Here is a 26,205-nt window from a genome sequence, read left to right as displayed (position 1 = left end):
GATGATGATGAACATATTACCTAAAATAGCCGTATTCAAATACCATCTTCAGGTACTATTTATGATGCTTCAGGTCGCTTTTGGATATGGCCAGGCCGAGGAAAACAAAAAGCCAAACGCGCCCTTTCCCATAGAATTGACCTTTGGCGACAACAACATCAATTTTCAGGCTATTTTTCAATCGGGTTTCAAGGGTTCCGAAAAATTTGGGTTTTTCAATCTCTCTACGGCCTTTGTCGATTATGATAAACAGTTCAATCGCGAAGAAGTGCTGACCGCGAAAAGCCTTGTTACCTATAAGCTCAGAAAACAGCTATCCGCCACCGCGGGCATTCAGTTCCATTCTTTAAAGGGGTTCGTGCCAGCCGCAGGTTTGCAATATTTATATGCCGATAGCAGGTGGTTGCTCGTTATTTTCCCGTCTGCCCTTTTCTTGCCCTACCTGACCCTTGAAGGGGTGTTCATTGCAGAATACAAACCCAGACTCTTTGAAAAAATCGATGTGTATTCCCGTCTGCAGATGCTTTATGAGTACAATGCCGAAGACAAATTGCACGACCGCAGTTTTATTTATTTAAGGTTGGGCGTATCTCGATTGAACTTTTCCTACGGTCTTGCGCTTAATTTTGATTACTACGGACCCGATAAGAGACAGGAAGAAAATTTTGGCGTTTTTCTACAATACCGGTTTTTAAGGTAATGGATGTTGAATGGGGTCAGGTTTATAATTGTTCGCTGCAATCTTCGTAAAAAAAACAGTTTCGAGTTTTATACCTAGAAGTCGTTCTAATCAGTTTATAATCGTAAGTGATTGGCCACGGCCAAAGGTTCAAAAGATAAGGCACCTTTTTGAAACATACTTCCAATCATTTAAATTGTTTCCTGACGATACTGCCATAGCATAGAAATGCTGTCCTCCTTCGATATACTTGGTTCAAATGGTAATATCATACTCCATCCTTTTTGCCGTATAACGCGCCATTTCCTTCATTGATGGTGTTCATTTAAATAACACTCAACAGTGAGTATATGAAATGTATCCTTCCAGTACGCTGTTTTGATTTCATTTACAATATTATCTGTTTTTGTTTATTCTATTTGTGGACAAGTTCGAAGTGTTCGGTAATTATTGCTTCGTCCTCGATGCTTTGCATTTGTTCCTCACTTAGGTCACTTGCAAAGAATTCAATATGTGCTTTACGCCAATATTCTAAGGATAAATCTCCTTCGCCCTCAGCGACTGATATCCTCAAAGGAACCTCACCAAACTTATTTTCTTCGACCTTAACCGTTTTTAAGATGCATTTTGGAATTCTTTTATTATCCAATACTATCCAATAGTCTCCACTTTTCGGGAAGTCTTCTTCGTCGAAAACCCTTTTCAAACTGCTCCCCGCTGTTTTCTTACCAGACAAATAAAGGTTGATTAGCTCATTGGTAATATGTTCATTACCAGCCATTTCTGAAATAATCCTAGGCTGCTGAGGTAAGGTTATATTCGAAAGTTCAAATTCTTTCCAAAACTTGATTGCTAGGTCTTCCATTGTAAATGGCTTTAAATGTTTTACAACTTGTTTCATACACATCAAATATAGTTTTATTCGGTTCCTTAAACTGGATAATGGGAACTTTTCTTTCGTGAATGAATCGCATTGACATGAAACTTATTGCGCTCAAACCGGGCAACCTCAAGACCGTGATGGGTGTTGAATTTGTTACTGATGCGACCATTGCAGAGGTGGATAGTCTGGATATTTTGGTCATCCCCGGCGGCTTCAAAGGCACCATTGAAGCCGCCTACAACAGTGAGCTACAACAATGGATACGTGACATTGACCGAACCACCACTTACACCACCAGTGTCTGCACCGGTGGATGGATTCTGGGCAGTACCGGCTTGCTAAAAGGGAAAAAAGCCACCACCAATTGGTACGATGCCGAGCATATGCTCAAAAAATATGGCGCGACTTTTACCAACGAGCGTTTTACCAAAGATGGGAAATACTGGACGGCAGCGGACGTAACCGCCGGAATGGAAATGTCGTTGGCGCTCTTGGAAGAAATCGCAGGCCGCGATTACGCGCAAGCCGTTATGCTCGATATGGAATACGCCCCTGCACAACCCTTTAAAGGTGGTAGCCCTGAAAAAACACCCAAACACGTTCCTGACTTTATGACCAAGATGTACAAGGCAGGGGTTGACCCTGTGATTACGGAAATGGAAAAGGCTACTGAAAAACAATAGCGCGCCTAGCTTATTTTTAATTTAATTCGACTAATTTTATAATCCTAAATAACAAAGAAGTGACATCTACAAACTAGGGCTGTATCATGGTCGGTTGACGAGGGCATGAATTTGTTACAAATACCTAATTATGCAACATCATATTCTTGTCAATATATGCGCCATTTTTGGCGTAGCCACTGCGGTGGTCATTATCTGCAAATTTCTAAAAATCCGTTACATCATCGGGTATTTGATCACCGGCGTGCTATTGAGCCCCAACACTTCCAGTTACTTTGCCGATATGGAAGAAGTGGATGTCTATGCCGAAATCGGTATCATTCTGCTGCTCTTTACCGTTGGGCTGGAATTTTCCTTTACCAACCTCCAAAAAATCAAAATATACGTTTTAGGGGGTGGTAGCGCCCAGGTGCTATTTACCATTGCATTGACAGCCGTTCTTATCTGGTTGATGATGCGACCCAGTTGGCAAGAAAGTGTTTTTTGGGGATTCCTGTATGCCCTGAGCAGTACGGCCATTGTAATTAAAACGCTGCAAGACGATAATAAAATAGCCACGCCGCACGGCAAGTTTATTTTGGCTGTACTGCTCTTTCAAGATATCATCATCGTCCCCTTGATGCTGTTGACACCTATTCTTGCGGGTGCAGGCGAAGACCCTTTGATGGCGCTGGTTTGGTTGCTTGGCAAACTAGTGTTGATGGGCGGTATTGCCTACCTACTGGCACGTTTCATCATTCCATATTTCCTTAAAACGGTCATGCAAATTCAGAGCCAAGAGGTATTTTTGATCGCCACCGTTTTTATCGTTACCGGCATTGCCTTGCTTACCGAAGAATTGGGGCTCTCACTGGCTTTGGGTGCTTTTATAGCCGGGTTGATCATTGCGGAGACCGACTATAACCACATGGCGATTTCCTGTTTCTTGCCCTTCCGCTACGTCTTTATGAGTTTCTTTTTTATATCGATGGGGATGCTGTTGAACTATGAAATTTTCCTAACGGATTTCGGGTGGATCATGTTCTGGACCTCCTTTGCCTTTGCCGTGAAGGCAGCTGCGGGAATCTTGGCGGTACGCGTGATGAAACTGGAATGGAAAACGGCACTGGCCGTTGGGTTCTCCTTGGCGCAAATTGGTGAATTTTCATTCGTGCTGGCGCAAAGTGGGCTTGAGTACGAATTAATCAGTGCGAACAACTATCAAATATTCTTGGCGGTGTCCATCATCCTTATGTCCGTTACCCCGTTTGTTGTAAGTAATGCCGAAAAAATACAACCAATATTCCTCAAGCTAGGTATAAAAAATGGATAGGCCCAAACTACAATTGTACGGTACGGATTGGTGCACCAAATCATCGGCATTGCGAAACTATATGCAGTCCAAATGGATCGTGTTCGACGATTTTAATGTGGAAACCGATGCGGAGGCCGAAGCGAAGGTTAGGTCACTGTATGATGGTGTTTTAAAATTCCCAACGGTAATGGTCGGCGAAGATTTTCTAAAGAATCCAAGCATCCCCCAATTGAACCGTTTTTTAGAAAAACACCATATCGAATGAGCATTATGAACAGGCGATGATCAGGTTTTCACAAATAGTATATGAAGCAATATGACCGATAAACTCAAAGAATTCCCACAATTTAAAAATGTGCCGGTTGCACAGCTCCAATGGCTCAATGATAATTTAGAACTATTCGAACAGGCCGAAGGGGATTTCCTATTTGAAAAGGGCAGACCCATCGATAACCTATTTATCATTTTCGAAGGGGAATTCGAGATTTACCTACTTCAAAACAACACCCGAAAAACATTCGCGCGCCTGAAGAAATGGGATGTGTCGGGATTATTGCCTTTTTCCCGTGCCAAGACCGCTTCAGGTTACGCCGTGGCCATTAAGCCATCCACGGTGGGCCAATTGAGCAGAGCGAAGCTCAAGGATATGATTCACAACCATTACGAACTCACCGAAGTGTTGGTTCACGAAATGAACAACCGCATCCGAAACATTACCCAAACCGAAGTGCAGAACGAAAAGCTTATCGCCTTGGGAAAATTGTCCGCAGGACTGGCACACGAGCTGAACAATCCCGCTTCGGCCATGGTGCGTAGCGCAGACCTGTTGCAAAAACACTTGATGGGCCTGCCGGAACAATTTAAAAAGGTCATTAAGATCAAGGCCGATGATGCTGTTATTGATGGTATCAACGATTTTATGTTCAAAAAATTAGCCGAAAAACCAGCACAACTTTCCCTTTTGGAAGAAAACAGCTTGGAAGATGAGCTATTGGATTGGTTCGAGGATTGTCAGCTCGATGATAAATACGATTTGATTCCCCTATTGGTGGAATACCAATTTACTACCGATGACCTCAATTTGGTGAAATCATTGCTGCGGGAAGAGGATTTCAATCCGGTCCTAAAATGGATCGTTCAAAATATGACGACCGAAAAAACGGTAGCGGATATCAAGGAAGCATCTAAACGAATCGAAACCTTGGTGCAATCCGTAAAAACCTATTCCTATATGGACCAAAGTCCGGACTTTCAATCGCTGGACATTCACGAGGGCATCCAAAGCACCTTGAACATCCTCAACCATAAAATCGAAAAAAGAGGACATCGCTTGGTAATAAGATTTCAAGAAAATTTGCCCAAGATAAAAGGAATGCCCGGTGAACTCAACCAAGTTTGGACCAACCTGTTGGATAACGCCATCGATGCCTTGCCCGAAAAGAACGGTGAAATTTCGATTACTACCAAAGCCAAGGGCAACTTTGTCTACACGTGGATTCAGGACAACGGCCATGGGATTTCGGAAGAACACCTGACCCGTATCTTCGAACCCTTTTTTACCACCAAGGAAGTAGGAAAAGGAACGGGACTGGGACTGGATATTGCACGAAAAATCATCAAACAACATAATGGAAGCCTAAAAGCGACCTCAAAACCGGGCGAGACCCTATTCGAGGTATGCTTGCCCATTAACGAACAAAAGAAGGTCATAGAGAAATGAAAAAACCGATTATACTAACGGTCGATGATGACCCACAAGTACTCGCGGCGATACGTAATGACCTTAGGGCGCACTACCGTGACGATTACCGTATTATGGCAACGACTTCTGCTAATGAAGCCTTGGAAGCGGTCGTTTCCTTAAAAAACAAAGGCGAAGAAGTGTCCTTGTTCCTTTCCGACCAACGGATGCCCGACATGCGGGGCGTCGATTTTTTGGAACAGGCAATGGTTTCCTTTCCGCAGGCAAAACGGATATTGCTTACGGCTTATTCCGATACCGATGCCGCCATCAAGGCGATTAACGAGGTGCAATTGGATTACTATTTGTTGAAACCTTGGAATCCGCCAGAAGAAAAACTATATCCTATCATTGATGATGTGCTGCAAGATTGGTTGGCAAACTACACGCCACCTTTTACAGGTCTACGTATCGTGGGCTATCCCTTTTCGCCAAAAATCCATTATATCAAAGATTTTCTGGCAGGCAATATGTTTCCCTATCAGTTTTTGAACGTAGAAAATGAAACAACGGCCAAGGAATTGGTAGAAAGCAATGAACTGACCGATAAAGATTTGCCCGCCGTATTTTTTGAAAACGGCGATGTATTGAAAAATCCGGAAATTACGGCCGTCGCCAAAAAACTGGGCTTAAACGTGAAGGCCAAGGAGGAGTTGTACGATGTGATTATCGTAGGTGCGGGTCCTGCAGGACTGGCTGCCGCAGTCTATGGAGGTAGTGAAGGACTGAAAACCTTGCTTATCGATAGAAAAGCACCTGGCGGACAAGCGGGCACCAGCTCGCGTATCGAGAATTATTTGGGGTTCCCGAACGGATTGAGCGGTTCCGATCTGGCAAGACGCGCCATTACCCAAGCCACACGATTCGGTATTGAATTCCTATCGCCCATGGGCGTAAAAGGTATCGAAGTGAAGGATTCCTATAAAATCATCAAACTATCCGATGGCAATGAAGTTAAGAGCAAATCGGTAGTGATTGCAACGGGTGTGGACTACCGTAAACTGACCAATACCGGTATGGAAAAGCTTTCCGGTGCCGGTGTCTATTACGGTGCCGCCACTACGGAGGCCCATACCTGTAAAGATGGCAACGTTTATATCGTAGGTGGTGGCAATAGTGCCGGTCAAGGGGCCATGTACCTTTCAAAATTTGCCAAGAAAGTCAACATTGTAATACGAAGCGAATCGCTTGCAGCTACGATGAGCTCGTACTTGATAGACCAAATCAACAATACCGAGAACATTGAGCTGATACCTTTCACCGAAATCATCGAGGCCAAAGGCGATAAAAAATTACAGTACGTGGTGCTGCGCAACAACCAAACAGAGACCGAAGAGGAAAAGGATGCTCGGGCCATCTTTATTTTTATTGGCGCTAAACCCTATACCGAATGGACAGGCGACAATTTTATAAAAGATGATAAAGGATTTCTGCTGACGGGCCGCGCCATAACGGACCATAAACTATCTAAGCAGTTTTGGAAAAAAGACCAACCACCCTATCTCTTGGAAACCAGTGTTGCAGGTGTTTTTGCGGCCGGTGATGTGCGCAACGGGGCTATGAACCGAGTCGCATCAGCAGTAGGTGAAGGTGCCATTTCCATTAGTTTGGTGCATAAATATTTGAGTGAGAATTAAAGGTCAATCATTTCAACCCCAACTTCACCATCCGATATTCCAATGTGGTGGCCTTCATGTTCAGTATTTTTGCCGCCCCTTTTGGTCCCCTAATGCGCCAATTGGTTTGTTTGAGCACTTCTAGAAGGGTTTCACGTTCTTGTTCCAGTTGTGCTTCCTTGATGGCCGCAATATCGAACTGCTGGGTAGACCTTTTTTGTTTTGAGGCACCTTTACTTGATTTGCTAGGAACCAGTTCCCTAGCCCAGGACAAGGCCCTTCCCTGATGTAAAATACAGGCCTGCTCCACTAGGTTTTCCAGTTCCCGAATGTTCCCTGGCCAGTCATACGCTAACAATTCTTGCATGGCTTTTTCCTTGATACCTTTAAAGTAGGTATGGAATTTGGCAGCATACTTTTGCGCGAAATACGTGGCCAATAAGGGTATGTCATCCCTACGCTCCCTAAGAGCAGGCATTTGAATCGGGAAGACATTAAGGCGATAATATAGGTCTTGCCTAAAATCACCCTTTTCAGCTTCTTCTTTTAGATTCCTGTTGGTAGCCGCAACGATGCGAACATCAACGTAGATAGTCTCTTTACCACCCAAACGTTCAATTTCCTTTTCCTGTATGGCCCGTAGCAACTTGGCCTGCAGTTCCACTGGCATCTCCCCTATCTCATCCAAAAACAAGGTACTCTTGTTGGCCAGTTCAAACTTCCCGATCCTGCGTTCAAAAGCACCGGTAAAACTTCCTTTTTCGTGACCGAAGAGTTCCGATTCGATCAGCTCTTTGGGCAAAGTGGCACAGTTGACCTTTACCATGGGTTTCCTTTTCCGGTCAGAGCGGTTATGAATGGCTCGGGCAATGAGTTCCTTGCCTGTACCGGTTTCCCCTTCTATCAAAACGGTAGCATCGGTATGGGCGACCATTTCGATACTTTTGAAAACCTCTCGCAGTAAAGGGCTATTGCCAATAATTTCTTCAAAGTTGTGCTCGGCCTTGACCTCATCAATAAGGTAGTCGCGTTCTTGTTTCAGTTCTTGGTTCAATCTGGTAATTTCTTCCTTCGCCAGCACATTTTTCACGGCTAAAGCCACCTGCTCCGATATGGCCTTGAAAAACGAAAAATCCCTTTCCGAATAGAAATCCTCTTTTTTGGAATTAAAACACAGCATACCAAAGGTTTCACTGCCAGAACGTAGGCCAATACCAATGACTTGACGCAGACCATACTCAAGCATTACATCAATTTGCGGATGTGGCCATTTTTTTCCATCAGCTTGTAGATTGAATAAATGCGGACCGTCAGGCCGTGACAAATAATCGACTGCGCTGCCTTCATGCTTGAAAGTACCCAATAGGTGCGTATTGATGAGTGACACTTGTGAATCATCATGACTTCCTAAAATCTCAACATCATCTAAAATTTCGTTATGTGCGTCATTTTCAGCATCGATTAAAAAAAGGCCCGCAGAATCAAAGGGAAATAGGGGTTTAATAGTCTCAAAAATCACCTTCAGCAATTCACGCCGAGATTGAATGTTCGATGCCGCCGTACTGATTTTCAACAAGTCCTCAATGCGTTTTTGGCGTACGATCAATTCCTCTTTGGCCAGCACATTACCCAATGCCACCCCGATTTGATCAGAAATCAGTTTAAAGAACGACAGCTGTTTGTCGTCGTAGCCACGTTTGTTTTTGCTCCAAAAACACAGCATGCCTATCAAATTATTACCATTCTTGAGCGGCCCTCCGATAATTTCCTGAAAGCCTTCTTGAGTCAGAAATTCAAAATGGGGGTGCTTGAACCGTTTAAACAGTTCCGATACCTTTGAACGAAGGGGGCCCTTCTCTGCAAAATAGAGACTGGCTTCATTTAGGGGCATCCACCCTACCACGCCACCGGCCGCTATTCGATCTGCAGGAGCCGTAATTCTACCGTAATCGACTACGAGGTCCTTTTCAAGTTGGTTCTTTAGATCGTAAACGAATAGGCCGGCATCATCATAGGGAAATACCGTTTTCACCTTGGCGAGCACTTCCGAAATGAGTTCGTTGGCACTATCGACCGTTACGATGGACTCGCTAATGGTCAACAAATTCTCTACATTCCGTTTTTGAACCAGCATCATTTCATTAGCGCGAATATTATTTACGGCCAGCGCCAATTGGCTCCCGATGGCTTCGAATAAATCGAAATCTTCCTCCTTATAAAAACCTTTCTTGGTGCTGTTGAAACAGAAAAAACCGATTTTATGATCGTTGACCATCAAAGGACCAACAATCATTTCCTTTAGGCCATACTTCTTCATCAATTTCCATTGTGGGTTCCGATAGATTTTCGACTGGCAGGCTACACTACAGATGGTTGAGCCATTGGCGTAGAACCAAGTATCCGGGTGGTTGCCCGAATACCCAAAAGGCCCCAAAAGATCTTTGGCAGTCAAGGTGTCCTGCAAATCGCTTTGGGTCAGAATACCTTCTTCCAAAATTTCATAAAACACATCCTTATCGTAGTCTATCACGAAAAGTCCGGCCGAATCGAAGGGGAAAATGTCATGTATGATGTCATAGAGGGTTCGTAAGAGTCCTTTGCTATTGTCGTTGGCCAATAGGGCGGTACTTATTCGCAATAGTTCCTTGTCGTATGATGAACCGTTATTTTTTTTACTGGACACTAATTTTTTTTGGACAAAGTACTGATAAAAAATCACAAAAAACCCAAATTATTGGACTTTTTGAAATTATTTCTCACCAGTCAAATCTTAATTACTTTACATTAACTAAAAATAACCAATTGATTTTCAATTATTTATACAATTTAATTATTAAAAAGTGTTAATGGCATACTTATGGTAATTAGCATTAAGATATAAAAAATGTTTATCTAAAATTCAATTGAGAAAATTGAAGTAACAAGGTCGGCAACAATCAAAAAAATAATGCAACATGAAGGTATGGAATGTACTTAAAGCGGGAAGTTTAGGTGAGTTTAAACTGCAAGAGCAACCAACGAAGCAACTCAATAAAAATTCGGTAAGAATACAGAACAAAGCCATTGGTGTAAACCCGGCCGATTTGATGCAGGTGATGGGCACCCATCAAAACCCGCCACCGTTGCCCTTTAGTCCCGGTTTTGAAATGGCCGGTGTGGTAAAGGAATCAACATCCAGTAAATTCAAAAATGGGGACCGGGTCGTGGCCTACATGGGGCACGGGGCTTATCAGGAAGTGGTAAACGGAAAAATCAGTAAATGACGTGAATATCTCGGGGACTTGTCGCCGTTTATGGGGCAATAACATTTAAAAACAAAAGTATGAAAATTGGAATCATAGGAGCCGGTAATATCGGAGGGAATCTGGGAAAGCATTTTGCAAAGGCCGGACATCAAGTCATGTTCAGTTCGCGACACCCGGAACAGTTGAAACATCTGGTCAAAGCGGCAGGTCAAAATGCATCTGCCGCCAACATTGAGGAAGCGGCTGAATGTGGTGAACTTATACTGCTGGCGATACCTTTTGGCAAAGTTCCTGCGACGCGGGAAAAAATTGGAACCCTTGCTGGAAAAATACTTATCGATGCCAACAATTACTATCCACAACGGGACGGTGCTGCATTTGGAAAAGAAATGACCGAAAAGAGGCTGCTCGAAAGCGAATGGACAGCAAGCTATTTTACCAAAGCCTCGGTATTGAAGGCCTTTAACTCAATTTCGTATGTGACGCTTACCGAAAGGGCCTTTCCCGAAACGGATAAGGAACGTCTTGCCATACCGTTTGCGGGCTCTGATGGTCGGTCAATCGAAGTTTTTAAAACGCTTCTGAACGACATAGGTTTCGATGGCGTACATATCGGCGATTTGGCTGCAACCAAAGCGATGCAGCCAAACGAAAAATTGTATGGTACTGAACTTCCTCAAGCCAAACTCAAAGATGTGGTGAAAAAATTATACCGCTAGAACACAACAGTTCAAACGAAGAAAAATGAAACGTTAAGATGATATACCAACTATGAAAAGCAAACACATCATTATCATCGGTGCCGGTCCAGGAATCGGTATGTCGGTCGCCAAGAAATTCGGTAGGGAAGGCTACGTGGTTTCATTGATTGCCCGCTCAACGGAGAAGCTGATTCAATACGCCGCAGCCCTAAACACGCTAGGCATTCGTAATTCGGTTTTTGAAGCCGATAGCGGCAATTTTAAAATGATGGAGCATCAGATCAATTTAGCCGTAGTAAAGCATGGCGCGCCAAAGATGGTTCTGTACAATGCCTTTAGGGCATCGGCGGGCAAGGTGTTGGATTACGGTATGGATGAATTCCATAAAGACTTTGACATCAATGTGCTGGGTGCCCTGAGGATCGCCAAAATAGCGTTGCCGAATATGATTCATAACGGGGGCGGTAAAGTATTGTTTACCGGGGGTGGACTCGCGCATTATCCCGACTATGAATACGCCTCTTTAAGTCTAGGAAAGGCCGCTTTGCTGACCTTGACCAAGGTACTGGCACAGGAAATAAATTCAGAAAAAGTACAGGTAGGCACTCTGACCATTATGGGTTTTGTGAAAAAAGGGTCGTTCTACGATCCCGATAACATCGCCAAGGCCTATTGGAAGCTGTTCCATACCAAGCAGGATGATTGGACTGTCGAAACCATATATCAAGAAAAATAACGGATAAAAGGAAATGAAATGGTTGCATATGATTACTCAAAATAGGCTCCTAAAATTCATTTTGATAGTATAATCTACCAATTAATCAAGGTTAATCGCTACAAAGATTGAGTAATTATGGTTCTACAAAAGCCTTGGCAAGTAGAGCAATGGAAAGTCCAATTAAGCCCCTTCATATGGTTTTTAAGAGAGTAAAAATCACACCTTCTTAGAAGGTGGCTTTTAGGCAACCCCCATAGGGGGCGGCAATGTCAAAAGTCGAACCGCTGTTGTTGGTCCTCAACCCTACGTTCTTCCTTTTCTTGGTGCTTGACATATCTTTTGATCATATCCTCGTCCAGACCTGCAGTGCTCACAAAATAACCCCTAGCCCAAAAATGATTGCCCCAGTATGGCTTTTTCTTCAATCCTGGATAACTCTTGAAAAGCTTTATGGCCAACTTTCCCTTCAAAATGCCCATCAACTTCGAAATCGAAACTTTTGGGGGCACCGAAACCAAAAGATGGATATGGTCTTCCTGAACATTCAGTTCCTCGACATTACAGCCTTTCCATTCACACAGCATCCGGATATCACTGTCCAAAAGTTTCTTGACATCACCTTTGAGTATGCGCAAACGATATTTCGGAACCCAAACAATATGATAGTCGCACTTGTAAACAACGTGGCTCAATTTCCTATATTTACCGATATCCCAAATATAGGCATAGCCATTAAGAACATAACCACCTGCAAAGCAGGTGGATTTCCAAGAGAAATTAAAACATCCCACTACTGTCCGGTTATAAGTCGAACAGAATCAATTGGTAACTGTTAGGTGTTTCCATGTTTGTGTAATTTTTGTTTGTAAACAGTTCATTTAGAGGCGTTTTCTCGAATACGGTCAGGTTGAATACCTGTAATAAAGTGTGGAGGCCAGTCCCGTTCCCCAGCCTTTTCCCGACGATGGCCACCAACAGATAGGTGCAGATCACGATCCATATCTGACAGGATACGGCGTTGAGGCTGTACCCATAAAACGATTTTATTCGCAGGTGCTGTTTTATCCATTTGAAGAACAGTTCTATCGCCCAACGTTCTTTGTACATTTTTGCTATGTCCAGCGCATCCAGCCCGAAGTTGTTGGTCAGGAAGACGAAGGTCTTTCCCGTCTCCACGTCGTGGAACTTTATCCTGCGCAGGTGTTCCGGGTACTTCTGTTTGGAGTGGTGGCCCGTAAGGGCGACCGTCTGGTCGTATTTCAGTCCGGTCGCCTTGTCGACCGCCCTGCTGTACACCCTACGGCAGGCCATATTGGACTTGGCCCTGACCAGGAAACATCCACTTTCCCTGTGTATGCGGAACAATCGTTCGAAATCGGTATAGGCCATGTCCATAACGTAGAAGGCCCCGGGCTCGATGACGATCCGGTCCAGGATGTTGACATCATGGACGAGCCCGTCGGTAAAGTCAATGAACACGGGTATGGAACCTTCAAGGTCCAGCAGCGTGTGCATCTTGACCGCGCCCTTGTTCTTGAGCAACCTTGCCCACGGGAAAAGGTTAAGGCACAGGTCGATGGCAGTGCTGTCCAGCGCGTAGGCCGTTTGGTCGATCTCCTTGAGGAACCCGTTGTCCCCGCGGTAGAGTTCCCTGGCCTGCCCGATGAGCACCTGGGCGAAATCGGCATAGATCCGCCAGTCCCGCCTTTCGTTGGCATCGGCGAGGGTGGAGCGTGACACGGGCCGCTTGATACCGCTGTGGTAGAGCTTGCCCGAAAGGGCCGTCAGGCAGGACTCGATATCGCGCAGGCTCTCGCGGGCCGTGAGCTGCGCGAAGCACATCACATAAAAATGTTCGCGACAGGTGAACGTGCGTACACGGTGGTCGCCCTTGTAGCGCGTGATGCACTTTTTGAGTTCGTAAACGGGCAAAAACGACATAAGCTGGGAGAAAACGGTGCGTCCATTGTTAATCGAAAGCGGCTTTTGGACGCTAAGATGCAACTGTTTTCAAATCAAAAAATCAAAGAACGTGCGTCAAACCCAATATTTACGGAGCTTGACGGAGTATTAACTGGTCCTTAACCGGACAGTAGTGGGTGCGAACTATAAAAAACAACCCAAGATGCTCCAGGACAAAGTTATTGCAATTTATTGTTTGGTCGACGACCTATTGAAAGAAATGAACCATATCGAACACACCAACAGGAAGTTCACCGATGGCCAGGTAATCACCACGGCAGTGGTGTCAGCGCTCTATTTCCGCGGCAACCAGACCATGTCGCTAAACTATATGGACAGCCATATCTTCGGCCACGTGCTAAAAAAAAGCGGTTTCACCAAACGCCTGCACAAGCTCAAGCAGACCTTGATGTTCATCCTTTTGCGCATAGGCCGGATATTCAAGCATATGTGCTTCGAGATGGAATACATCATCGACTCCTTTCCCGTGAAGGCCTGCCACAATATACGCATAAGCAGTTGTAGGCTCTTCAGGGACGAGAAGTACAGGGGCCACAACACCTCGAAGCGAGAGCATTTCCACGGGGTCAAGATACAGTTGGTGACCACCGCCGACGGCATCCCGGTGGGGATGTACCTCGTCCAGGGCGCCGAGCACGACTCGCAGATCCTCAAAAGGATGCACGATGACCTACCGCCCGAGAGTTCGTTGTTCGGGGACAGCGGATACACCAACTATGAGATCGAGGATATGTTCAGGGAGGCCGAACAGGTGGACCTGGCGATCAGCAGGAAATCCAACTCCAAAGGAAAGGACATCCCGGCCGTGGCATTCATCAAGGAACACATGAGAAAAAGGATAGAGACCTCCATAAGCCAGATTTGCGCCCTGATGCCAAGGCACATAAATGCCGTAACGGCGGACGGATTCATCATCAAAATGATCCTGTTCGTCTAGGCATTCCAGTTTGAAAAAACAGTATTAAGACCGTTGCATAAGTCTGTGATATTCTGGTATAATCTTGGGATTATGGTTTTTTCGGGTTTTCACGTGAATTTTAGCTTAAATAGCTATGAAATGGCTGTTCCAAGGGGCATTTTCCCCTTATTTTTCACAATTGGACGCAATTATCCCCGGACTTCGATATAAATTGTAGCACATGGCCTCCATAATGTTCTGGGTATGCATTTTTGCCATGCCCCTGTACCTGGCCGTACCACCATTGAACCATCGTTTTATCCCCCTGAAAGTGCGCTCGACCTTGAAGCGTGTCCTGCCCACCAGTTTGTTGAACTTCTTTTCCCAATGCGTCAGGGGCCTGTTCTTCTTTGCTTTTTTCAGGATATGGTCCTTCAGCTTTCGTTTGGCCAGTATTTCCCTGTTGTTCTGTGATTGGTAGCCCTTGTCCGCTTTCAACGGGATGCTCTGCGGCAGGTCCGCCTTGTCAAGCACCTCCTCCAGATTGGCGATTTCATTGGCACTTGCCCTGGTGGTATGAACCCCCAGTACCAGGCCTTGTTCATCGGTGACATGGTGCTTTTTGTAACCGTAACGGTACTTGCCCGCTTTCTTTAGCCATGAGGCCTCTTTGTCCACACTCTCCGCAAAGTCCTTGGTGAGGGTTACTTCTTCTAGATCTTCCCTGTCCCTGGTTACCTTATGTTCGGTCTTTCCTTTTGGCCTTAACGGGGTATCGACAACGCAGGCATCTATGATAGCGCCTTTTTTGACTATGATCTGGTGCGCTTCAAGCTGGTTGTTGATCTGCTTGAACAAAACCTCGTAGGCATTTGCCTTGGTCATCGCGGTGCGAAAACGGCTCACCGTACTGTGGTCAGGTGCTATCTGGTCGATGTGCAGCCCACAGAAATAGCTGAACGAGCTACTGTCGTTGACCCTGTCCTCGACCTCGTAGTCGCTCAATCCGTACCACGTCTGCAACAGGCACATCTTGAACAATAACAGGCCATCATAGCTGGGGGTGCCCGTGGCACTCTTGCCTTTTTGGTAATGGGTGTCGATCGTGGCACTGATACTCTTCCAGTCCAGCAGTTCATTGATCTGTGTGAAGAACTGCCGTTTTATCTTTATTGTCCGTAGGTCGCACACACTATCGGCAAGGGTCGGTGTGCTATGTATTTTCATACTTAAATTTAAGCATTATCATACATCCCTAAAAATCAATTTTCAACTATTTACCGTGCAACGGTCTTGTATTATAATAGGAAACTAGAGTTAGGTAATAATAGGAGTGCTCGATGAACTCGTTCATTCCCTCGTTCAAGGAGAGTATCAATCTTAGATTTTCGCATTCCTCCACGGTCTCCCTGGCGAAATCCATCAAGGGATAAACGGCCTCTGTGTTGACGAAGGACAGGTTGAACCTGTAGGTCTCCGGTGTGTCATCCAACCTCACCACTGCTTTTGCAGCGGCGCAGTTTCCATCTTATTTCCACCCGCCAAAGATAATCTTCGCCGTTCCTAGGCCTTCCTTCCGGTGCCCGGCCCGCTTTTTTTTGAAAAATCCCACTTTCTTTTGGCCATAGGTGTCACCTTACGGCCATTGCGCCGTTTTAACTCTAGGGCACCCGATTGCGCTGTCCAAGCTTAACCATCCCAAAGGCGGGCGGCTCCCGGAAGGCAAAAAAGAAGTTTCGGGGGATTAGAACTATCATTTCTCTGACTGGGCGTCAAGGTCACATCGTCCAGAGCACTCAGAAAATAGACAGTCCCAACCGCTTCACCAATGGAACATTCTCCAAAACAGCACTCAATCATCACCGTATCCGATTCTTTTATCAGCTCCATCCCTTGAGATGCTAATTATGGTTGTCCTCAATTATCAATAAACAACATCATTTTACATCAAAAAACGGGTTATGAACAAATGACCTGTTGACAGTTGGCCCGCTTGGGAAGCAGTGTACTTTTCACATCTGAAAAACGACTAAATCCAAGTGCCTTATGAAAAAAATGACAGCAGTACTTTCCTTTTTGTTCTTGTCCCACTATTCCCTTATCGCCCAAGTTGGCGGTATTGAGGAATCGGTCAATGAGGTCTCGCAGACCATTAGAACCATCTTTCCCATTGTTCTGGGAATCATTTTCCTCATCGGGTTTCTGTTCAATGCCGGTCATTTCTTTGGCGAAAATGCCGATCTTAAAAAGGGCATTACCCGCATCCTGGTCTTTGTGCTCATTGCGGGGGCGGTGGTGGGCATCTTCACCTACCTCATTACCATTGTCGTGTAATGAAGGAGTACAAGATCCATAGAAACATCCGGAAAAAAGCGATGCTCTTCGGGCTGCCGCTTTCCTTGTTCGCCCTGCAACTGGTTTCCGTAATTGGCTCCCTGTTGGTCCTCATTTTTTCCTTTGGCATCAAGGTTTTGATAGGGGCCATACTTTGGAACATTGGCCTCTTTTTGGTACTGGGCCAATTAAGCGCACACCCGGAACGGTTTCTTTCACCAAAGGTCTTTCCCACCTCCATTAGCAACAAACAAATCTCCCATTGGCCCCATGACATCGATTGACCTCGCATCCCACCATCCCATTTTGACCATTCAGGACCAGGTGGTCTTTGCCAGCAACGGGAACCTTGTCCTGGGCTACCGTCTGGAACTGCCCGAAGTGCACTCCCTATCCGAATCGGACTTTGAGCGGCTGCACTCCCTTTGGTTTCAAACGTTGAAAAACCTTCCCCTGGGTACGGTGGTGCACAAACAGGACGTTTACCTGAAAAAGTACTTTGACGCTTCCCACCTGCCGCAGGCCTCCTTCTTGGAAAAGGCCACCCGAGACCATTTTCATCAGCGCGGCTGCATGGCCCATACCTCCTATATCTTCTTTGTCCATAGCAAAAACAAAGCACTGAACAATCCCACTTTCGTCAACCCCTTCAAAAAAGTGGCCGCCGGAATTCCAAGTCAGCTGGAAGCCAATCTAAAACATTTTGTGCAACAGGTACAAGATGCCGCCAACTACCTTAACAATACCAAGGGCATTGCTTTGGCCCCTCTGGACGGAGCACAGTTCCGGCACTATACCAAGTCCTATTTTAACGGTTTTAATGAGCATATGGATACGGATATCCTTCTAAATCCCTCCGATCTCGAAATAGGGGAGCACCACTTTGATGTGCTTGCCGTAAATAACGAAGGCTGTTTGGGAGAGTCCGTTTGCAGTAGTATTCCCAATACGCAGTTTACCTCAGATGCCTTTTCCTTCCACCAGGGTTTCATTGATGGGCTCGGTCTGGGACTGCACGAGAACCATATTGTAAACCAAATCCTATATCTGGATGGCCGACAAAAATGGCCAAAGATTTTGGAACAACGAATTGCCGAACTACAAAAGAGCGCAGGCTTTGGCACTCAAAACCAGATGGTGCTCAAAAAGGTAAAGGCCATTCAGAATGAGATACAAGAGGATGAACAGTCACGCATAATCCGCGCCCACTTGAATGTCCTCTATTGGAGCAAGAACAAAAGTGAACTGTCCGCTATCACCTCCAAGATCAAGTCGGAATTCAAGGAACTGGACATCCTTCCCTACTATCCACGCGGAGAACAGCGCAAGAAATTTTTCATCAACAGCCATCCTTGCTATGCCACACTGCTGGCAAACAGCGATCTCTACGTGGCCGACCTTAAACACGCGCTATGTCTTTGGCTCAACAGCACGACCTATAAAAGTGACGCATCCGGTATTTTATTTCAAGATCGGCTGTTCAACACACCCGTAGTAAAAGATGTCTGGGACGATGACAAGAAACGAATCAAGGCGAGGAACTTTGCCATTTTTGCCCCCACCGGGGAAGGCAAGTCCTTTTTGGCCAACAACATCCTGCGCCAATACTATGAACAGGGCGTTCGCCTGGTCATCATAGACTTGGGCGGCTCATACACCAAACTGGCCAGGCTCTATCCAGGCCAATTTGCCGTGATGCGCTATGAGAACGGAACATCCCTAGGCATAAATCCCTTTTATGTTACTGAGCCAGAAGTGGTGGATGCGGAACATTTGGAGGACTTGGCCGTGTTTCTTTTTGAACTGATGGCAAGCAACGACATAGCAGATAAACGCGCCTCAGTGGCCCTGAAAAAGCTGCTGAGACAGTTTTACTTGGAAGTGAAGACAGCGCATTCCCTTCCCACCTTCTATGAGTATTTGAAGTCCAATAGGGATACCCTGCTGCAACAATTGCACATTCCCGCTGCCTACCTCTCCATTGAGAGCATGCTGCACCTACTCTCCGAATACGTAGCGGACGGTCTGTACAGCTTTTTGTTTGCCAAGGGCGAAGATCAGACATACCGCTTGGAAGACAAGCGCCTTTTGATTTTTGAACTTGATGAAGTGAAGGAGAACAAAGAACTGCTATCCGTGATGTTGAAGCTCATAAAAACTGCCATTCAGCGGAGCATTTGGAAAAATCGTGCCGAAAGGGGCATCATCCTGTTCGACGAATTTGCCAAACAATTGAAGTTCCCGAATGTCTTGGAAAGCGTGGAATACTATTATCAGGCCATTAGAAAGCACAATGGCGCCATTGGCATTGTGCTACAGAGCATTAACCAACTGCCCATAAACGGAACGGCGGCAAGCATCCTTGAAAACACCCAGGTCATTTATAGTTTGCACAATGAAAAGGGCTATACAGATCTCAAAGAACGTCTTCACCTCTCTGACCACGACCTGAACCAGCTGCACAGCATGCGCAACGACTTAACGGGCCACCGAAAATATACAGAGCTATTTCTAAAAATTGGCAATGAGAGCAACGTCTTTCGGCTGGAAGTACCACCAGAAGTGCATGCGGCCTATCTTACCGATGGCGCGGCGTCCACCCAGTTACAACTTCTGTTTGAACGGTATGGCAATATGGAAGTGGCCATACATCACTTTATAAGAACCCAAAAACAACATCAATGAAAACACTATGCTCAGGTCTTGGACTGATCACACTTTTGCTATGGAGCGAACCAATGGCTGCCCAAGGGCTGCCCGTCTATGACAACACCAACTTTTTGAGTATGGCCAAATCCTTGGTCGAATCCTCGAAACAAACGGTAGAACTTCTCAAAACGGTCAGGTTCCTAAAGGAACAAAAGGATAACATCGTCAAGGTCAACGACGTCTTGCGCGAACTCAAGGCTATGCGGGAAATGGCCAAGAACCACGAAACCCTGTTCCGTACGGTACAGGGAGACTTGAGGGACATCTTAAATTCTCCCTATATCCGCCCTGAGGAAATCAGGCAGGTATCGACCTCCTTTGAATTGATCATGACCACTGCCCTGGACGATCTGGACTTTATCAATGTGATATTGACCAGTGATCTATTAAAAATGTCCGATGCGGAACGCACGGCAATTTTGAAGGAAAAGGAAATGGCCTCACAAGAGATGGTTGCCGAGATCACCAAGAAAACAGCTCGATATCAAGATATAATATCCTTTAGGAGAATGCAGGACCGCATCAATAACCGTGAAATTCAGTACTGATGCCAAACATGAACATTACGTTGGGCATAGGTCTGGAATATGTGGATACCGTTTTTCAGGTCATAAAAAACAGTGATTTCTCACAGTACACGATGGTCGGTATCAAAATCTTGGCGGTGCTCTTTTTTTTGGTCAATATCCTTAAAAAATATACCGAAGGAATGGCCAATACGGAGGGAACCACTTGGGGGCTGACGCCCACGGAACTCGCAAAAAACCTATTGGTGGTGCTGCTGGTCATATTCTCAGATCAGGCACTCAGCTATTTTGACGCCATACTGGTGGCCATAGAAAGCCAGTACCGGGACACGGCCCCGGCCCTCCTCCCCTTGCAGCTTCAGGACATTCCCATTGAGGAGGAACTTGGTGCCTTGGACGCCGCTAAAAAAGCAATGGCACTTTTGTACGAGGCTTTGGTGACACCGCTCTTTGGATTTAGAATATTTGCCTTTATCATCAGCTTGTTTCTATGGCTCATCGATCTATTTATCTACCCGCTTTTTTTAGCGGAACGGTATTTTCTATTGGGCATACTGCAAGCCTTTTTCCCTTTGGTCATCTGCTTGGCCGTCTTTGAGAAATTTCGGGGTCTGGCCTATGGATTCTTCAAGCTCTATGCCGGGGTCTATCTGTTGGTGCCCGCCTTTTTCTTGGTCAACGTCTTTGTCAATAATCTATATACCGAAATCAATGAGTCTTTCTGGCCCACGTTGTTTGGTGGTGACATGGGCAACCGCATCTTCGCCCCTGTGGTGGAACTGGGTTCCATTGGCTTTATTGTTTTCTTGAAATTCAAATTGTACCGTAAGGCAACAAGTTTCACGCTAAGATTGTTCAGCTCATGAAAATGTCCATTCTATTTTCCAAAGGGAGAAAAAACGCTTCTTTCTCCTATAATAATATTCATTCTCTTTTCCGGGTGAACCGCCTCATTGTTTGGAGCGTTGTGTTGATGGCTTTTGCCAGCAGTAGCTTCTCAGGATGGATGGTCTACAAAATCCATAAGGAAAGTTTGGAAAATGTCTTTGCCATAGACTCAAACGGCGAGGTTGTCCCCCTGGTCTGGGCCAATGAAAGTCAACATTTGGAGATTGAGGCCATGGCCCATTTAGAGCGGTTCCATCAACTTTTCTATGGTATGGATGCCTCTACTTTTGAAGCCCATTTGGACAAAGCGCTTTGGTGGGGCGATGCTTCGGTGGACAACCTCTATCAACAAAAGAAAACGGATGGCACCTATAACCGTCTTTTGCAGTTTTCCCTCATTCAGGAGGTGGTCTCGGTGGAAACCCAACTGGAGATAACGCGCAATAGCATTCCCTTTTCGTGCAGCGTCCAGTTTGTGGTAAAACGTGGCTCCGTTACCGACCGGTACGAGCTTGAGACCACGGGCATCTTAACGCCCGTGGAACGACACTTCCCAAACAATCCACACGGCTTATTGATCACTGAATTCTTTGAGAAATCCCTAAAAAAGCAAAACGATGCAACTCGATAAAAAGAAAGTCCTGTTTTCCGTTGTGCTCTTGCTCGTCCTCATCTATTTGATCAGCTATAGTTACGCTGTTTATAATGCTGAGGAAGAGCTCCCTGAACTGACCCAACCAGACCTTCCGAAATGGGAGGATGCAGAAGAAAATTTTGAGAGCAAGAAAGCGGCCTTGGATGCCATCAAAAACGAACAGGAAAGGACGCCACCTTCTTTGTACGATGAGCATATGATCGATGATAAGGGGTACTTCAATCCGGACTATATGCAGTTTGAGAAACATCGCATTATAGACAGTATCTATGCCCTGCCCAACTTCAGGGGCGCACCATCCGGATCAAATGTCGCAACTCCGCAGAATACCCCATCCACAGAAGACCAAGTTGATGGAAAAGAGGTAGAGAAACTGATTTCGCGGAATTCCCAAGAAATCGGTTTAGATCACCAACAGTTCTTCTCCACCGCTCCAAATTTTAAGACCACAGAGAAATCAAGGATACACGTGCGCGTATTGGGCGACCAAGTCCTAAAAAAGAATAGTCGCATACAGCTCCAATTAGTACAAAAGGTAATTCTCAATGGCCACGAAATTCCAAGAAACACCTCGGTATGGGGAAGGGTCAATTTTGGGCCAAATCGGGTATTCATATCCGTTGTTCATATCAACCATCATCCCGTAGTATTGGAGGCTATGGACCAATCCGATGGCCTCACGGGAATTTATGTGGAAAATTCATTCCGGTCAGAAGCCACCCAAGAAGTGCTGGACGGCGTGGTTCAGGATGTGAACGTTCCGGGCCTGCCCCAGATCAATGGTTTAAGGCGTGTTTTTCAACGAAGCAGTAGAAGCGTAAAGGTTACCGTATTGGACGGTCATCAATTGTTCTTACTCCCTAAATAATCCTTATCAAAATGAAGAAAATCATCTACCTCCTTAGTTTATGTCAATGTGCTATGGCCATGGGCCAAACATCACGGGCCGACACCCTTTTTGCTAACGAACACCAAGTAGTATCACTGCTCTTCGATAGCCCGGTCCAAAAAGGGATTACAGGCTCTAGTTCCTATGTATTCACCCACAATCGGAAAAACCCGGAACCGTTGGCCTTGTTACAGGCAAAAAAAGATGTTGAGAGCAACCTGTTGGTGGTCACCGAAGACGGTGCCATCTATTCCTGGGTCCTTGCGTATCGGGACAGCCTAACCCAGTTCCATCATTTCATTTCCCCCTTGAACAGCATCAATCCCCAACCTATGACAAAAAAAGGGATTGCTCCCAAACCAATCCCGCAGCTGGAAAGATATGATACCCTTTGTGAGCAGTTGGTGCGTAACACCAAACAGTTCCATCATATCAAAAATGTGGGCAACATTAGGCTTAGGATGACCCACAGTATCTACCATAACGCGGAAGTGTATGTGGTCTATGAGATAAAAAATGCATCCAGCGTCCCCTACCAAATCGATCGGTTGCAGTTGTTGAGGGTGCTCAAAAAATCAAGGCGAAAGGCATCACATCAAGAAACTCCGATCCAGCCCTTGCACTCTTTCCGAATGCCCAAAATGGTGGGTCAGGGCAACACCATCCGCTTTGTGGTGGTGTATCCAAAGTTTACCCTGGGGGAACACCACACACTGAAAATCAGCCTTCAGGAACAAAACGGAAGCAGGAACCTTATCTTCTGAAAATCGCCTGGACTTCGGCGTGTATTCTTGCAAAATGCCGCTCCAAATCCACATTTTCGGCTTTGGCAGGTTTTTTCTTGACCAAATTGGGCCGTTTGAATCGAAGTCGCTTTTCCTTGCCATCAGCAAACGAAATGAACTCACCCGGTTGCAAGCGAAAGAATACATCGGCACGGACTTTTGAGACCTCTTTTTCCCCCGTTGTTTCGCGGGTGTCAAAATTGATGGTATGGCTTCGATTGACACTTCGGGTGGGCTTCTTTACGATCTCAAAAAATCGTTCATAGTACTTGGCCGTATCCGGATCGTTCACCTTTCCAAAGAATTGATAGGAAAGATTGCTCAGGATGGCCTTGCTCGCCTTGTCTCCATACATCATATCATTTTGAATCTTGTCCTGCATCACATAGATGGTAGCGATATCGAAACTGCGCAGCGTCGCCGGAATGCGGTGCATATTGGTAAGACGGATGGTGGGCGCCTCCTCCATCAGTACGAACGAGGGTGCCGAATGACGCACCGTCATTTGCTTGATGACCGTATGCATAATGGTGGCGATGACCGGGGCATAGGCAGCTTCATATTTTGGGTTATTGACAATGGAGAGCACTGTGGGCCGCTCCTGTTGGTTGATGTCCAAAGGGACATCATCGGCTGAAAGCACATAGAAGATGCGCAAGGTGGACAATTTCTTGAGCGCATTGGAAAGCGTACTGAGCACACCGGCCGTTTGTCGCTCGCTTTCCGCCCCCTGTATAAATGCGTTCGCCATCGCCTTCGAGATGGGACTGCCCGAAACGAACTTCAATAAGCTCTTGGTGTCCAGCTGTTGGTAAAGGGCTATGAGGTGCGGCAGGGTACATATATCCGCATAGTCCGTTTTGAGCCTCCATATCAACCCTGCCAACAGGCCCTCCACGGCATCGCTGAAGAACTTTCCGCTACCGGTATGTACTTCCTCCCTTTGCTCAAGCAGGTTGGAAAGCAAGACACGCACCACTTCATTGATGGCCTCGGCGGAGGGAAGGTACCTCGGGGCTATGGGGTTCACCCTACTGTGAATGGGTTCAAATGAAACACAATAAAAGTCGGTGGTCATTGGGTTCACTAGGGGGTAAACAATCTCGGTGAGCTCAAAATCCTTATAGTCATGGATGACCCCCGAAAAATCGTTTTCAAAAAAATGTTTAAGTAACTGAGCTATGACACTCTCTGTTTTGCCACTTCCGGCCGCCCCGATAATGGAGACCCCTCGCCTAATATTGTCCAGTCTCAGCACCCCACCGGCATAGGGCAAGCGGGCATTGAACACATCACCCTTTACCGGTTCCTGTCTATCCAAGAACAAAAAGCCCAACAGATTAAGGACCAGGGCAGGACCAAAGTACCACATCAGGAAATCTGTCCAGCCGCTGCCCTGAATCACGAATTGGCCAATGGACCATAAGCAAAGCAGGGCAAGACTTATCCAAGTTCCGTAAGGTAACCATCTATGGATTGCCGGTATAAGAACCGCATATACCATAAGTGCACCTATCAAACAAAACAGCTCGTTTTCCATATCAAACCCCTATCGAAGATGAACGTACGGCCACGTTTAGACCTTTCTTCATCGTTCTAATGGCCTTCAATGCCAATTGCGCGCCGGTAATGGGAATGTGTGGCACCCTTGCCCCTGATTTTGCCAGCATTTTTATGGCCAATGCCCTTTCATTTTGGGGAAGCCCCAAAATTGCCTTGAAATACATGGTGCGATTTGTTTTGAGCAGCTTCCGGGAACCGTAGCGCTCCACAAAGCTCCTATCAAAATCAAACTTTTTATCGAACAGCTGTTCGGCCCGTTCAAAAAAACGATCACGGTCAAATCCGCGTTTCACCATTTTTCCTTGAAATTCCACGTCGGATGCCTTGTATTTGCTGCCTGGGGAAAGACTCACCGAATTACTGGCATCCTTTCGGCTCACAATGATGTGGATGTGGGTCTGAAGCCCCGGTTTTTCCATACCGTTCTTAATGCGTTGGCCGTCCAATTTATTTGGGGCCAGTGCCTCCAAGTCATCGATTTGCTTGCTGAGTTGTTTACACTGTTTTTCCATTCCATTTTTGTTTGCTGCCCGGAGTTCGTGCTGCAATTCCAAAATCTTTCCGGCTATTTTTTGATTCTGCCGTACCTCCCTATCGGTTCCCTTAAAGTATCTTTTGTGTTCCATCTTCGCGAAATACTTTATATCATCAATGGTCACCTTCCTACCTTTTATTTCCCGGTTGAAGCTCTCGACATAGGTGACCATCACCTGCCGCACATAGTCTTTGAGGTCGGCCCCAGGGTTGGTGAGGGCTTTCAGTTCAGCCTTACTGGGGCTGATGGTGATGGCGTAGAACTTAGGTTCCTTCTTGGATAACTTTGCCGTATTGCCATCGATTTCCTTGGTCACCTCGGCACCCGATATCTCGTCCTCATACTGATTGAAAAAATGCTCCTGCTCCATTGCTTCCGCCCTTTCATTCTCTTTTTCAAGATAGGCAACATAATCGCCTGCACTTTGGGAATAATTTCCCTCGGTCTGTTGTGGGGTGATGGTGATGTACATATCAATCTTCTTTTTTCTTCCAAAGCTTCAGCTCTTCTTCCAAGCTTCTTTGGTGTTGCTTTTTTTCGACAAAGAGTGGGGTTTCATCCTCTTTGCCCTCGGCCATAAAAAGTGCTTCCAACATCCCCACCGTGGGCTTGGTCTGGGTCTTTTCCATATCCTTCATAATGGCGATCACCGCATTGATGCGTTTCAACAGCCGCCTCTCGGTATGCAGCAAATGGTTCGGCACTTCATCATCGGGAAGCAACTGATGGCGCTCAAAGAAATGAATCATCTCTTCCAGGGTCATGCTGTGCGATGCTTTGAACCTCCTGGCGAAACCCTTGAATTTCTTGGCCACCGATTGTTTTATCTTCAAGTTGGAAAAGCCCTCGTTTTTATAGCATTTGTCCATAATTGGATCA

27 protein-coding genes are annotated in these 26,205 nt (G+C 45.9%); 18 read left to right on the top strand and 9 right to left on the bottom strand.

Annotation, left to right across the window (positions count from 1 at the left end; translation table 11 throughout):
• The first annotated feature begins 1 nt into the window (after position 1).
• Complete coding sequence (locus tag ACKWCC_RS17935) at positions 2 to 700, top strand: hypothetical protein (protein ID WP_413997347.1); 699 nt, start codon at positions 2 to 4, stop codon at positions 698 to 700.
• A gap of 394 nt (positions 701 to 1,094) precedes the next feature.
• Here ACKWCC_RS17935 and ACKWCC_RS17930 read toward each other — a convergent pair whose 3' ends face one another.
• Positions 1,095 to 1,580 (bottom strand): ASCH domain-containing protein, encoded by a 486-nt coding sequence (locus ACKWCC_RS17930; protein ID WP_413997346.1) that lies wholly within the window; start codon positions 1,578 to 1,580, stop codon positions 1,095 to 1,097.
• A 77-nt stretch (positions 1,581 to 1,657) separates the two neighbouring features.
• Between ACKWCC_RS17930 and ACKWCC_RS17925 the strand changes: the two genes are divergently transcribed.
• From ACKWCC_RS17925 to ACKWCC_RS17905, 5 genes are all read left to right on the top strand, one after another.
• Positions 1,658 to 2,245: a DJ-1/PfpI family protein gene (locus tag ACKWCC_RS17925; RefSeq protein ID WP_413997345.1), complete on the top strand. Its 588-nt coding sequence runs from the start codon at positions 1,658 to 1,660 to the stop codon at positions 2,243 to 2,245.
• 130 nt (positions 2,246 to 2,375) lie between these two features.
• Positions 2,376 to 3,557, top strand: a complete 1,182-nt coding sequence (locus tag ACKWCC_RS17920) for a cation:proton antiporter (RefSeq protein WP_413997344.1) — start codon at positions 2,376 to 2,378, stop codon at positions 3,555 to 3,557.
• Positions 3,550 to 3,804, top strand: a complete 255-nt coding sequence (locus ACKWCC_RS17915) for a glutaredoxin family protein (RefSeq protein ID WP_413997343.1) — start codon at positions 3,550 to 3,552, stop codon at positions 3,802 to 3,804. The genes ACKWCC_RS17920 and ACKWCC_RS17915 overlap by 8 nt, the downstream gene beginning before the upstream one ends.
• Before the next feature lie 51 nt (positions 3,805 to 3,855).
• Positions 3,856 to 5,259, top strand: a complete 1,404-nt coding sequence (locus ACKWCC_RS17910) for a sensor histidine kinase (protein WP_413997342.1) — start codon at positions 3,856 to 3,858, stop codon at positions 5,257 to 5,259.
• Positions 5,256 to 6,917, top strand: a complete 1,662-nt coding sequence (locus ACKWCC_RS17905; RefSeq protein ID WP_413997341.1) for an NAD(P)/FAD-dependent oxidoreductase — start codon at positions 5,256 to 5,258, stop codon at positions 6,915 to 6,917. The genes ACKWCC_RS17910 and ACKWCC_RS17905 overlap by 4 nt, the downstream gene beginning before the upstream one ends.
• Positions 6,918 to 6,924: 7 nt before the next feature.
• Here the strand turns inward: ACKWCC_RS17905 and ACKWCC_RS17900 are convergent, their stop codons facing one another.
• Positions 6,925 to 9,579 (bottom strand): sigma-54-dependent Fis family transcriptional regulator, encoded by a 2,655-nt coding sequence (locus ACKWCC_RS17900; RefSeq protein WP_413997340.1) that lies wholly within the window; start codon positions 9,577 to 9,579, stop codon positions 6,925 to 6,927.
• 271 nt (positions 9,580 to 9,850) lie between these two features.
• On the opposite strand from ACKWCC_RS17900, the gene ACKWCC_RS17895 reads away from it, so the two are divergent.
• Genes ACKWCC_RS17895 through ACKWCC_RS17885 form a run of 3 tightly spaced genes read left to right on the top strand, consistent with a single transcriptional unit; the run spans position 9,851 to position 11,578 of the window.
• A complete protein-coding gene (locus ACKWCC_RS17895) occupies positions 9,851 to 10,159 on the top strand; it encodes an alcohol dehydrogenase catalytic domain-containing protein (RefSeq protein ID WP_413997339.1) in 309 nt (102 codons plus the stop codon).
• Positions 10,160 to 10,218: 59 nt separating this feature from the next.
• Positions 10,219 to 10,860: an NADPH-dependent F420 reductase gene (locus ACKWCC_RS17890; RefSeq protein ID WP_413997338.1), complete on the top strand. Its 642-nt coding sequence runs from the start codon at positions 10,219 to 10,221 to the stop codon at positions 10,858 to 10,860.
• 52 nt (positions 10,861 to 10,912) lie between these two features.
• Positions 10,913 to 11,578: an SDR family NAD(P)-dependent oxidoreductase gene (locus ACKWCC_RS17885; RefSeq protein WP_413997337.1), complete on the top strand. Its 666-nt coding sequence runs from the start codon at positions 10,913 to 10,915 to the stop codon at positions 11,576 to 11,578.
• A 251-nt stretch (positions 11,579 to 11,829) separates the two neighbouring features.
• On the opposite strand, the gene tnpA is transcribed toward ACKWCC_RS17885, so the two are convergent.
• Together tnpA and ACKWCC_RS17875 are read right to left on the bottom strand one after the other, a co-directional pair.
• The gene (tnpA, locus tag ACKWCC_RS17880) at positions 11,830 to 12,270 is read right to left on the bottom strand and encodes an IS200/IS605 family transposase (RefSeq protein WP_413997365.1); all 441 of its coding nucleotides are present in this window, start codon (positions 12,268 to 12,270) and stop codon (positions 11,830 to 11,832) included.
• Between the two features lie 91 nt (positions 12,271 to 12,361).
• Positions 12,362 to 13,534, bottom strand: coding sequence for an IS4 family transposase (locus ACKWCC_RS17875; protein ID WP_413997364.1), 1,173 nt, complete (start codon positions 13,532 to 13,534; stop codon positions 12,362 to 12,364).
• A 151-nt stretch (positions 13,535 to 13,685) separates the two neighbouring features.
• Here ACKWCC_RS17875 and ACKWCC_RS17870 point away from each other — a divergent pair, with 151 nt between their 5' ends.
• Positions 13,686 to 14,480, top strand: coding sequence for an IS982 family transposase (locus ACKWCC_RS17870; protein WP_413997336.1), 795 nt, complete (start codon positions 13,686 to 13,688; stop codon positions 14,478 to 14,480).
• A 147-nt stretch (positions 14,481 to 14,627) separates the two neighbouring features.
• Here ACKWCC_RS17870 and ACKWCC_RS17865 read toward each other — a convergent pair whose 3' ends face one another.
• Positions 14,628 to 15,668, bottom strand: coding sequence for an IS5 family transposase (locus ACKWCC_RS17865; protein ID WP_413997335.1), 1,041 nt, complete (start codon positions 15,666 to 15,668; stop codon positions 14,628 to 14,630).
• 46 nt (positions 15,669 to 15,714) lie between these two features.
• Positions 15,715 to 15,933 carry a hypothetical protein gene (locus ACKWCC_RS17860; RefSeq protein ID WP_413997334.1) on the bottom strand — a complete coding sequence of 73 codons (219 nt, stop codon included), beginning with the start codon at positions 15,931 to 15,933 and terminating at the stop codon, positions 15,715 to 15,717.
• Positions 15,934 to 16,496: 563 nt separating this feature from the next.
• On the opposite strand from ACKWCC_RS17860, the gene ACKWCC_RS17855 reads away from it, so the two are divergent.
• The 8 genes from ACKWCC_RS17855 to ACKWCC_RS17820 all read left to right on the top strand — a co-directional run bounded on the left by ACKWCC_RS17855 (position 16,497) and on the right by ACKWCC_RS17820 (position 23,207).
• Positions 16,497 to 16,775, top strand: a complete 279-nt coding sequence (locus ACKWCC_RS17855; protein WP_413997333.1) for a hypothetical protein — start codon at positions 16,497 to 16,499, stop codon at positions 16,773 to 16,775.
• Positions 16,775 to 17,059, top strand: coding sequence for a hypothetical protein (locus ACKWCC_RS17850; RefSeq protein WP_413997332.1), 285 nt, complete (start codon positions 16,775 to 16,777; stop codon positions 17,057 to 17,059). The genes ACKWCC_RS17855 and ACKWCC_RS17850 overlap by 1 nt, the downstream gene beginning before the upstream one ends.
• On the top strand, positions 17,046 to 19,460 hold the full coding sequence (locus ACKWCC_RS17845) for a TraG family conjugative transposon ATPase (RefSeq protein ID WP_413997331.1): 2,415 nt from the start codon (positions 17,046 to 17,048) through the stop codon (positions 19,458 to 19,460). Before ACKWCC_RS17850 ends, ACKWCC_RS17845 begins: the two co-directional genes overlap by 14 nt.
• Positions 19,457 to 20,032: a conjugal transfer protein gene (locus ACKWCC_RS17840; RefSeq protein ID WP_413997330.1), complete on the top strand. Its 576-nt coding sequence runs from the start codon at positions 19,457 to 19,459 to the stop codon at positions 20,030 to 20,032. The genes ACKWCC_RS17845 and ACKWCC_RS17840 overlap by 4 nt, the downstream gene beginning before the upstream one ends.
• Positions 20,033 to 20,040: 8 nt before the next feature.
• Complete coding sequence (locus ACKWCC_RS17835; RefSeq protein ID WP_413997329.1) at positions 20,041 to 20,877, top strand: hypothetical protein; 837 nt, start codon at positions 20,041 to 20,043, stop codon at positions 20,875 to 20,877.
• Positions 20,874 to 21,530 carry a conjugal transfer protein TraK gene (locus ACKWCC_RS17830; protein ID WP_413997328.1) on the top strand — a complete coding sequence of 219 codons (657 nt, stop codon included), beginning with the start codon at positions 20,874 to 20,876 and terminating at the stop codon, positions 21,528 to 21,530. Before ACKWCC_RS17835 ends, ACKWCC_RS17830 begins: the two co-directional genes overlap by 4 nt.
• Positions 21,517 to 22,422, top strand: coding sequence for a conjugative transposon protein TraM (traM, locus tag ACKWCC_RS17825; protein WP_413997327.1), 906 nt, complete (start codon positions 21,517 to 21,519; stop codon positions 22,420 to 22,422). The genes ACKWCC_RS17830 and traM overlap by 14 nt, the downstream gene beginning before the upstream one ends.
• Positions 22,423 to 22,622: 200 nt before the next feature.
• Positions 22,623 to 23,207, top strand: a complete 585-nt coding sequence (locus ACKWCC_RS17820) for a DUF4138 domain-containing protein (protein ID WP_413997326.1) — start codon at positions 22,623 to 22,625, stop codon at positions 23,205 to 23,207.
• Here the strand turns inward: ACKWCC_RS17820 and ACKWCC_RS17815 are convergent.
• The 3 genes from ACKWCC_RS17815 to ACKWCC_RS17805 all read right to left on the bottom strand — a co-directional run.
• The gene (locus ACKWCC_RS17815; RefSeq protein ID WP_413997363.1) at positions 23,197 to 24,600 is read right to left on the bottom strand and encodes a type IV secretory system conjugative DNA transfer family protein; all 1,404 of its coding nucleotides are present in this window, start codon (positions 24,598 to 24,600) and stop codon (positions 23,197 to 23,199) included. The genes ACKWCC_RS17820 and ACKWCC_RS17815 overlap by 11 nt on opposite strands.
• A gap of 169 nt (positions 24,601 to 24,769) precedes the next feature.
• Entirely contained in the window at positions 24,770 to 25,798 is a 1,029-nt protein-coding gene (gene mobB, locus ACKWCC_RS17810) for a MobB family relaxase (RefSeq protein WP_413997325.1), read from the bottom strand.
• Between the two features lies 1 nt (position 25,799).
• The coding region (locus tag ACKWCC_RS17805; protein ID WP_413997324.1) for a BfmA/BtgA family mobilization protein at positions 25,800 to 26,205 on the bottom strand (406 nt) is incomplete at its 5' end.

The organism is Maribacter aquimarinus (assembly GCF_047345505.1).
Lineage (GTDB): Bacteria > Bacteroidota > Bacteroidia > Flavobacteriales > Flavobacteriaceae > Maribacter.
The sequence above is the reverse complement of the archived record's forward strand: the minus strand, read 5'-3'. Positions and strand labels throughout refer to the sequence as shown.

What these genes read in the sequence shown, in the direction of transcription:
- ACKWCC_RS17840 (WP_413997330.1), top strand. Translation starts at nt 19,457, where the DNA reads ATGAAAACACTATGCTCAGGTCTTGGACTGATCACACTTTTGCTATGG.
- ACKWCC_RS17920 (WP_413997344.1), top strand. Translation starts at nt 2,376, where the DNA reads ATGCAACATCATATTCTTGTCAATATATGCGCCATTTTTGGCGTAGCC.
- ACKWCC_RS17910 (WP_413997342.1), top strand. Translation starts at nt 3,856, where the DNA reads ATGACCGATAAACTCAAAGAATTCCCACAATTTAAAAATGTGCCGGTT.
- ACKWCC_RS17845 (WP_413997331.1), top strand. Translation starts at nt 17,046, where the DNA reads ATGACATCGATTGACCTCGCATCCCACCATCCCATTTTGACCATTCAG.
- ACKWCC_RS17935 (WP_413997347.1), top strand. Translation starts at nt 2, where the DNA reads ATGATGATGAACATATTACCTAAAATAGCCGTATTCAAATACCATCTT.
- ACKWCC_RS17865 (WP_413997335.1), bottom strand. Translation starts at nt 15,668, where the DNA reads ATGAAAATACATAGCACACCGACCCTTGCCGATAGTGTGTGCGACCTA.
- ACKWCC_RS17850 (WP_413997332.1), top strand. Translation starts at nt 16,775, where the DNA reads ATGAAGGAGTACAAGATCCATAGAAACATCCGGAAAAAAGCGATGCTC.
- ACKWCC_RS17835 (WP_413997329.1), top strand. Translation starts at nt 20,041, where the DNA reads ATGAACATTACGTTGGGCATAGGTCTGGAATATGTGGATACCGTTTTT.
- ACKWCC_RS17815 (WP_413997363.1), bottom strand. Translation starts at nt 24,600, where the DNA reads ATGTGGTACTTTGGTCCTGCCCTGGTCCTTAATCTGTTGGGCTTTTTG.
- traM (WP_413997327.1), top strand. Translation starts at nt 21,517, where the DNA reads ATGCAACTCGATAAAAAGAAAGTCCTGTTTTCCGTTGTGCTCTTGCTC.
- ACKWCC_RS17930 (WP_413997346.1), bottom strand. Translation starts at nt 1,580, where the DNA reads ATGAAACAAGTTGTAAAACATTTAAAGCCATTTACAATGGAAGACCTA.
- mobB (WP_413997325.1), bottom strand. Translation starts at nt 25,798, where the DNA reads ATGTACATCACCATCACCCCACAACAGACCGAGGGAAATTATTCCCAA.
- ACKWCC_RS17890 (WP_413997338.1), top strand. Translation starts at nt 10,219, where the DNA reads ATGAAAATTGGAATCATAGGAGCCGGTAATATCGGAGGGAATCTGGGA.
- ACKWCC_RS17830 (WP_413997328.1), top strand. Translation starts at nt 20,874, where the DNA reads ATGAAAATGTCCATTCTATTTTCCAAAGGGAGAAAAAACGCTTCTTTC.
- ACKWCC_RS17885 (WP_413997337.1), top strand. Translation starts at nt 10,913, where the DNA reads ATGAAAAGCAAACACATCATTATCATCGGTGCCGGTCCAGGAATCGGT.
- ACKWCC_RS17855 (WP_413997333.1), top strand. Translation starts at nt 16,497, where the DNA reads ATGACAGCAGTACTTTCCTTTTTGTTCTTGTCCCACTATTCCCTTATC.
- ACKWCC_RS17870 (WP_413997336.1), top strand. Translation starts at nt 13,686, where the DNA reads ATGCTCCAGGACAAAGTTATTGCAATTTATTGTTTGGTCGACGACCTA.
- ACKWCC_RS17905 (WP_413997341.1), top strand. Translation starts at nt 5,256, where the DNA reads ATGAAAAAACCGATTATACTAACGGTCGATGATGACCCACAAGTACTC.
- ACKWCC_RS17915 (WP_413997343.1), top strand. Translation starts at nt 3,550, where the DNA reads ATGGATAGGCCCAAACTACAATTGTACGGTACGGATTGGTGCACCAAA.
- ACKWCC_RS17925 (WP_413997345.1), top strand. Translation starts at nt 1,658, where the DNA reads ATGAAACTTATTGCGCTCAAACCGGGCAACCTCAAGACCGTGATGGGT.
- ACKWCC_RS17895 (WP_413997339.1), top strand. Translation starts at nt 9,851, where the DNA reads ATGAAGGTATGGAATGTACTTAAAGCGGGAAGTTTAGGTGAGTTTAAA.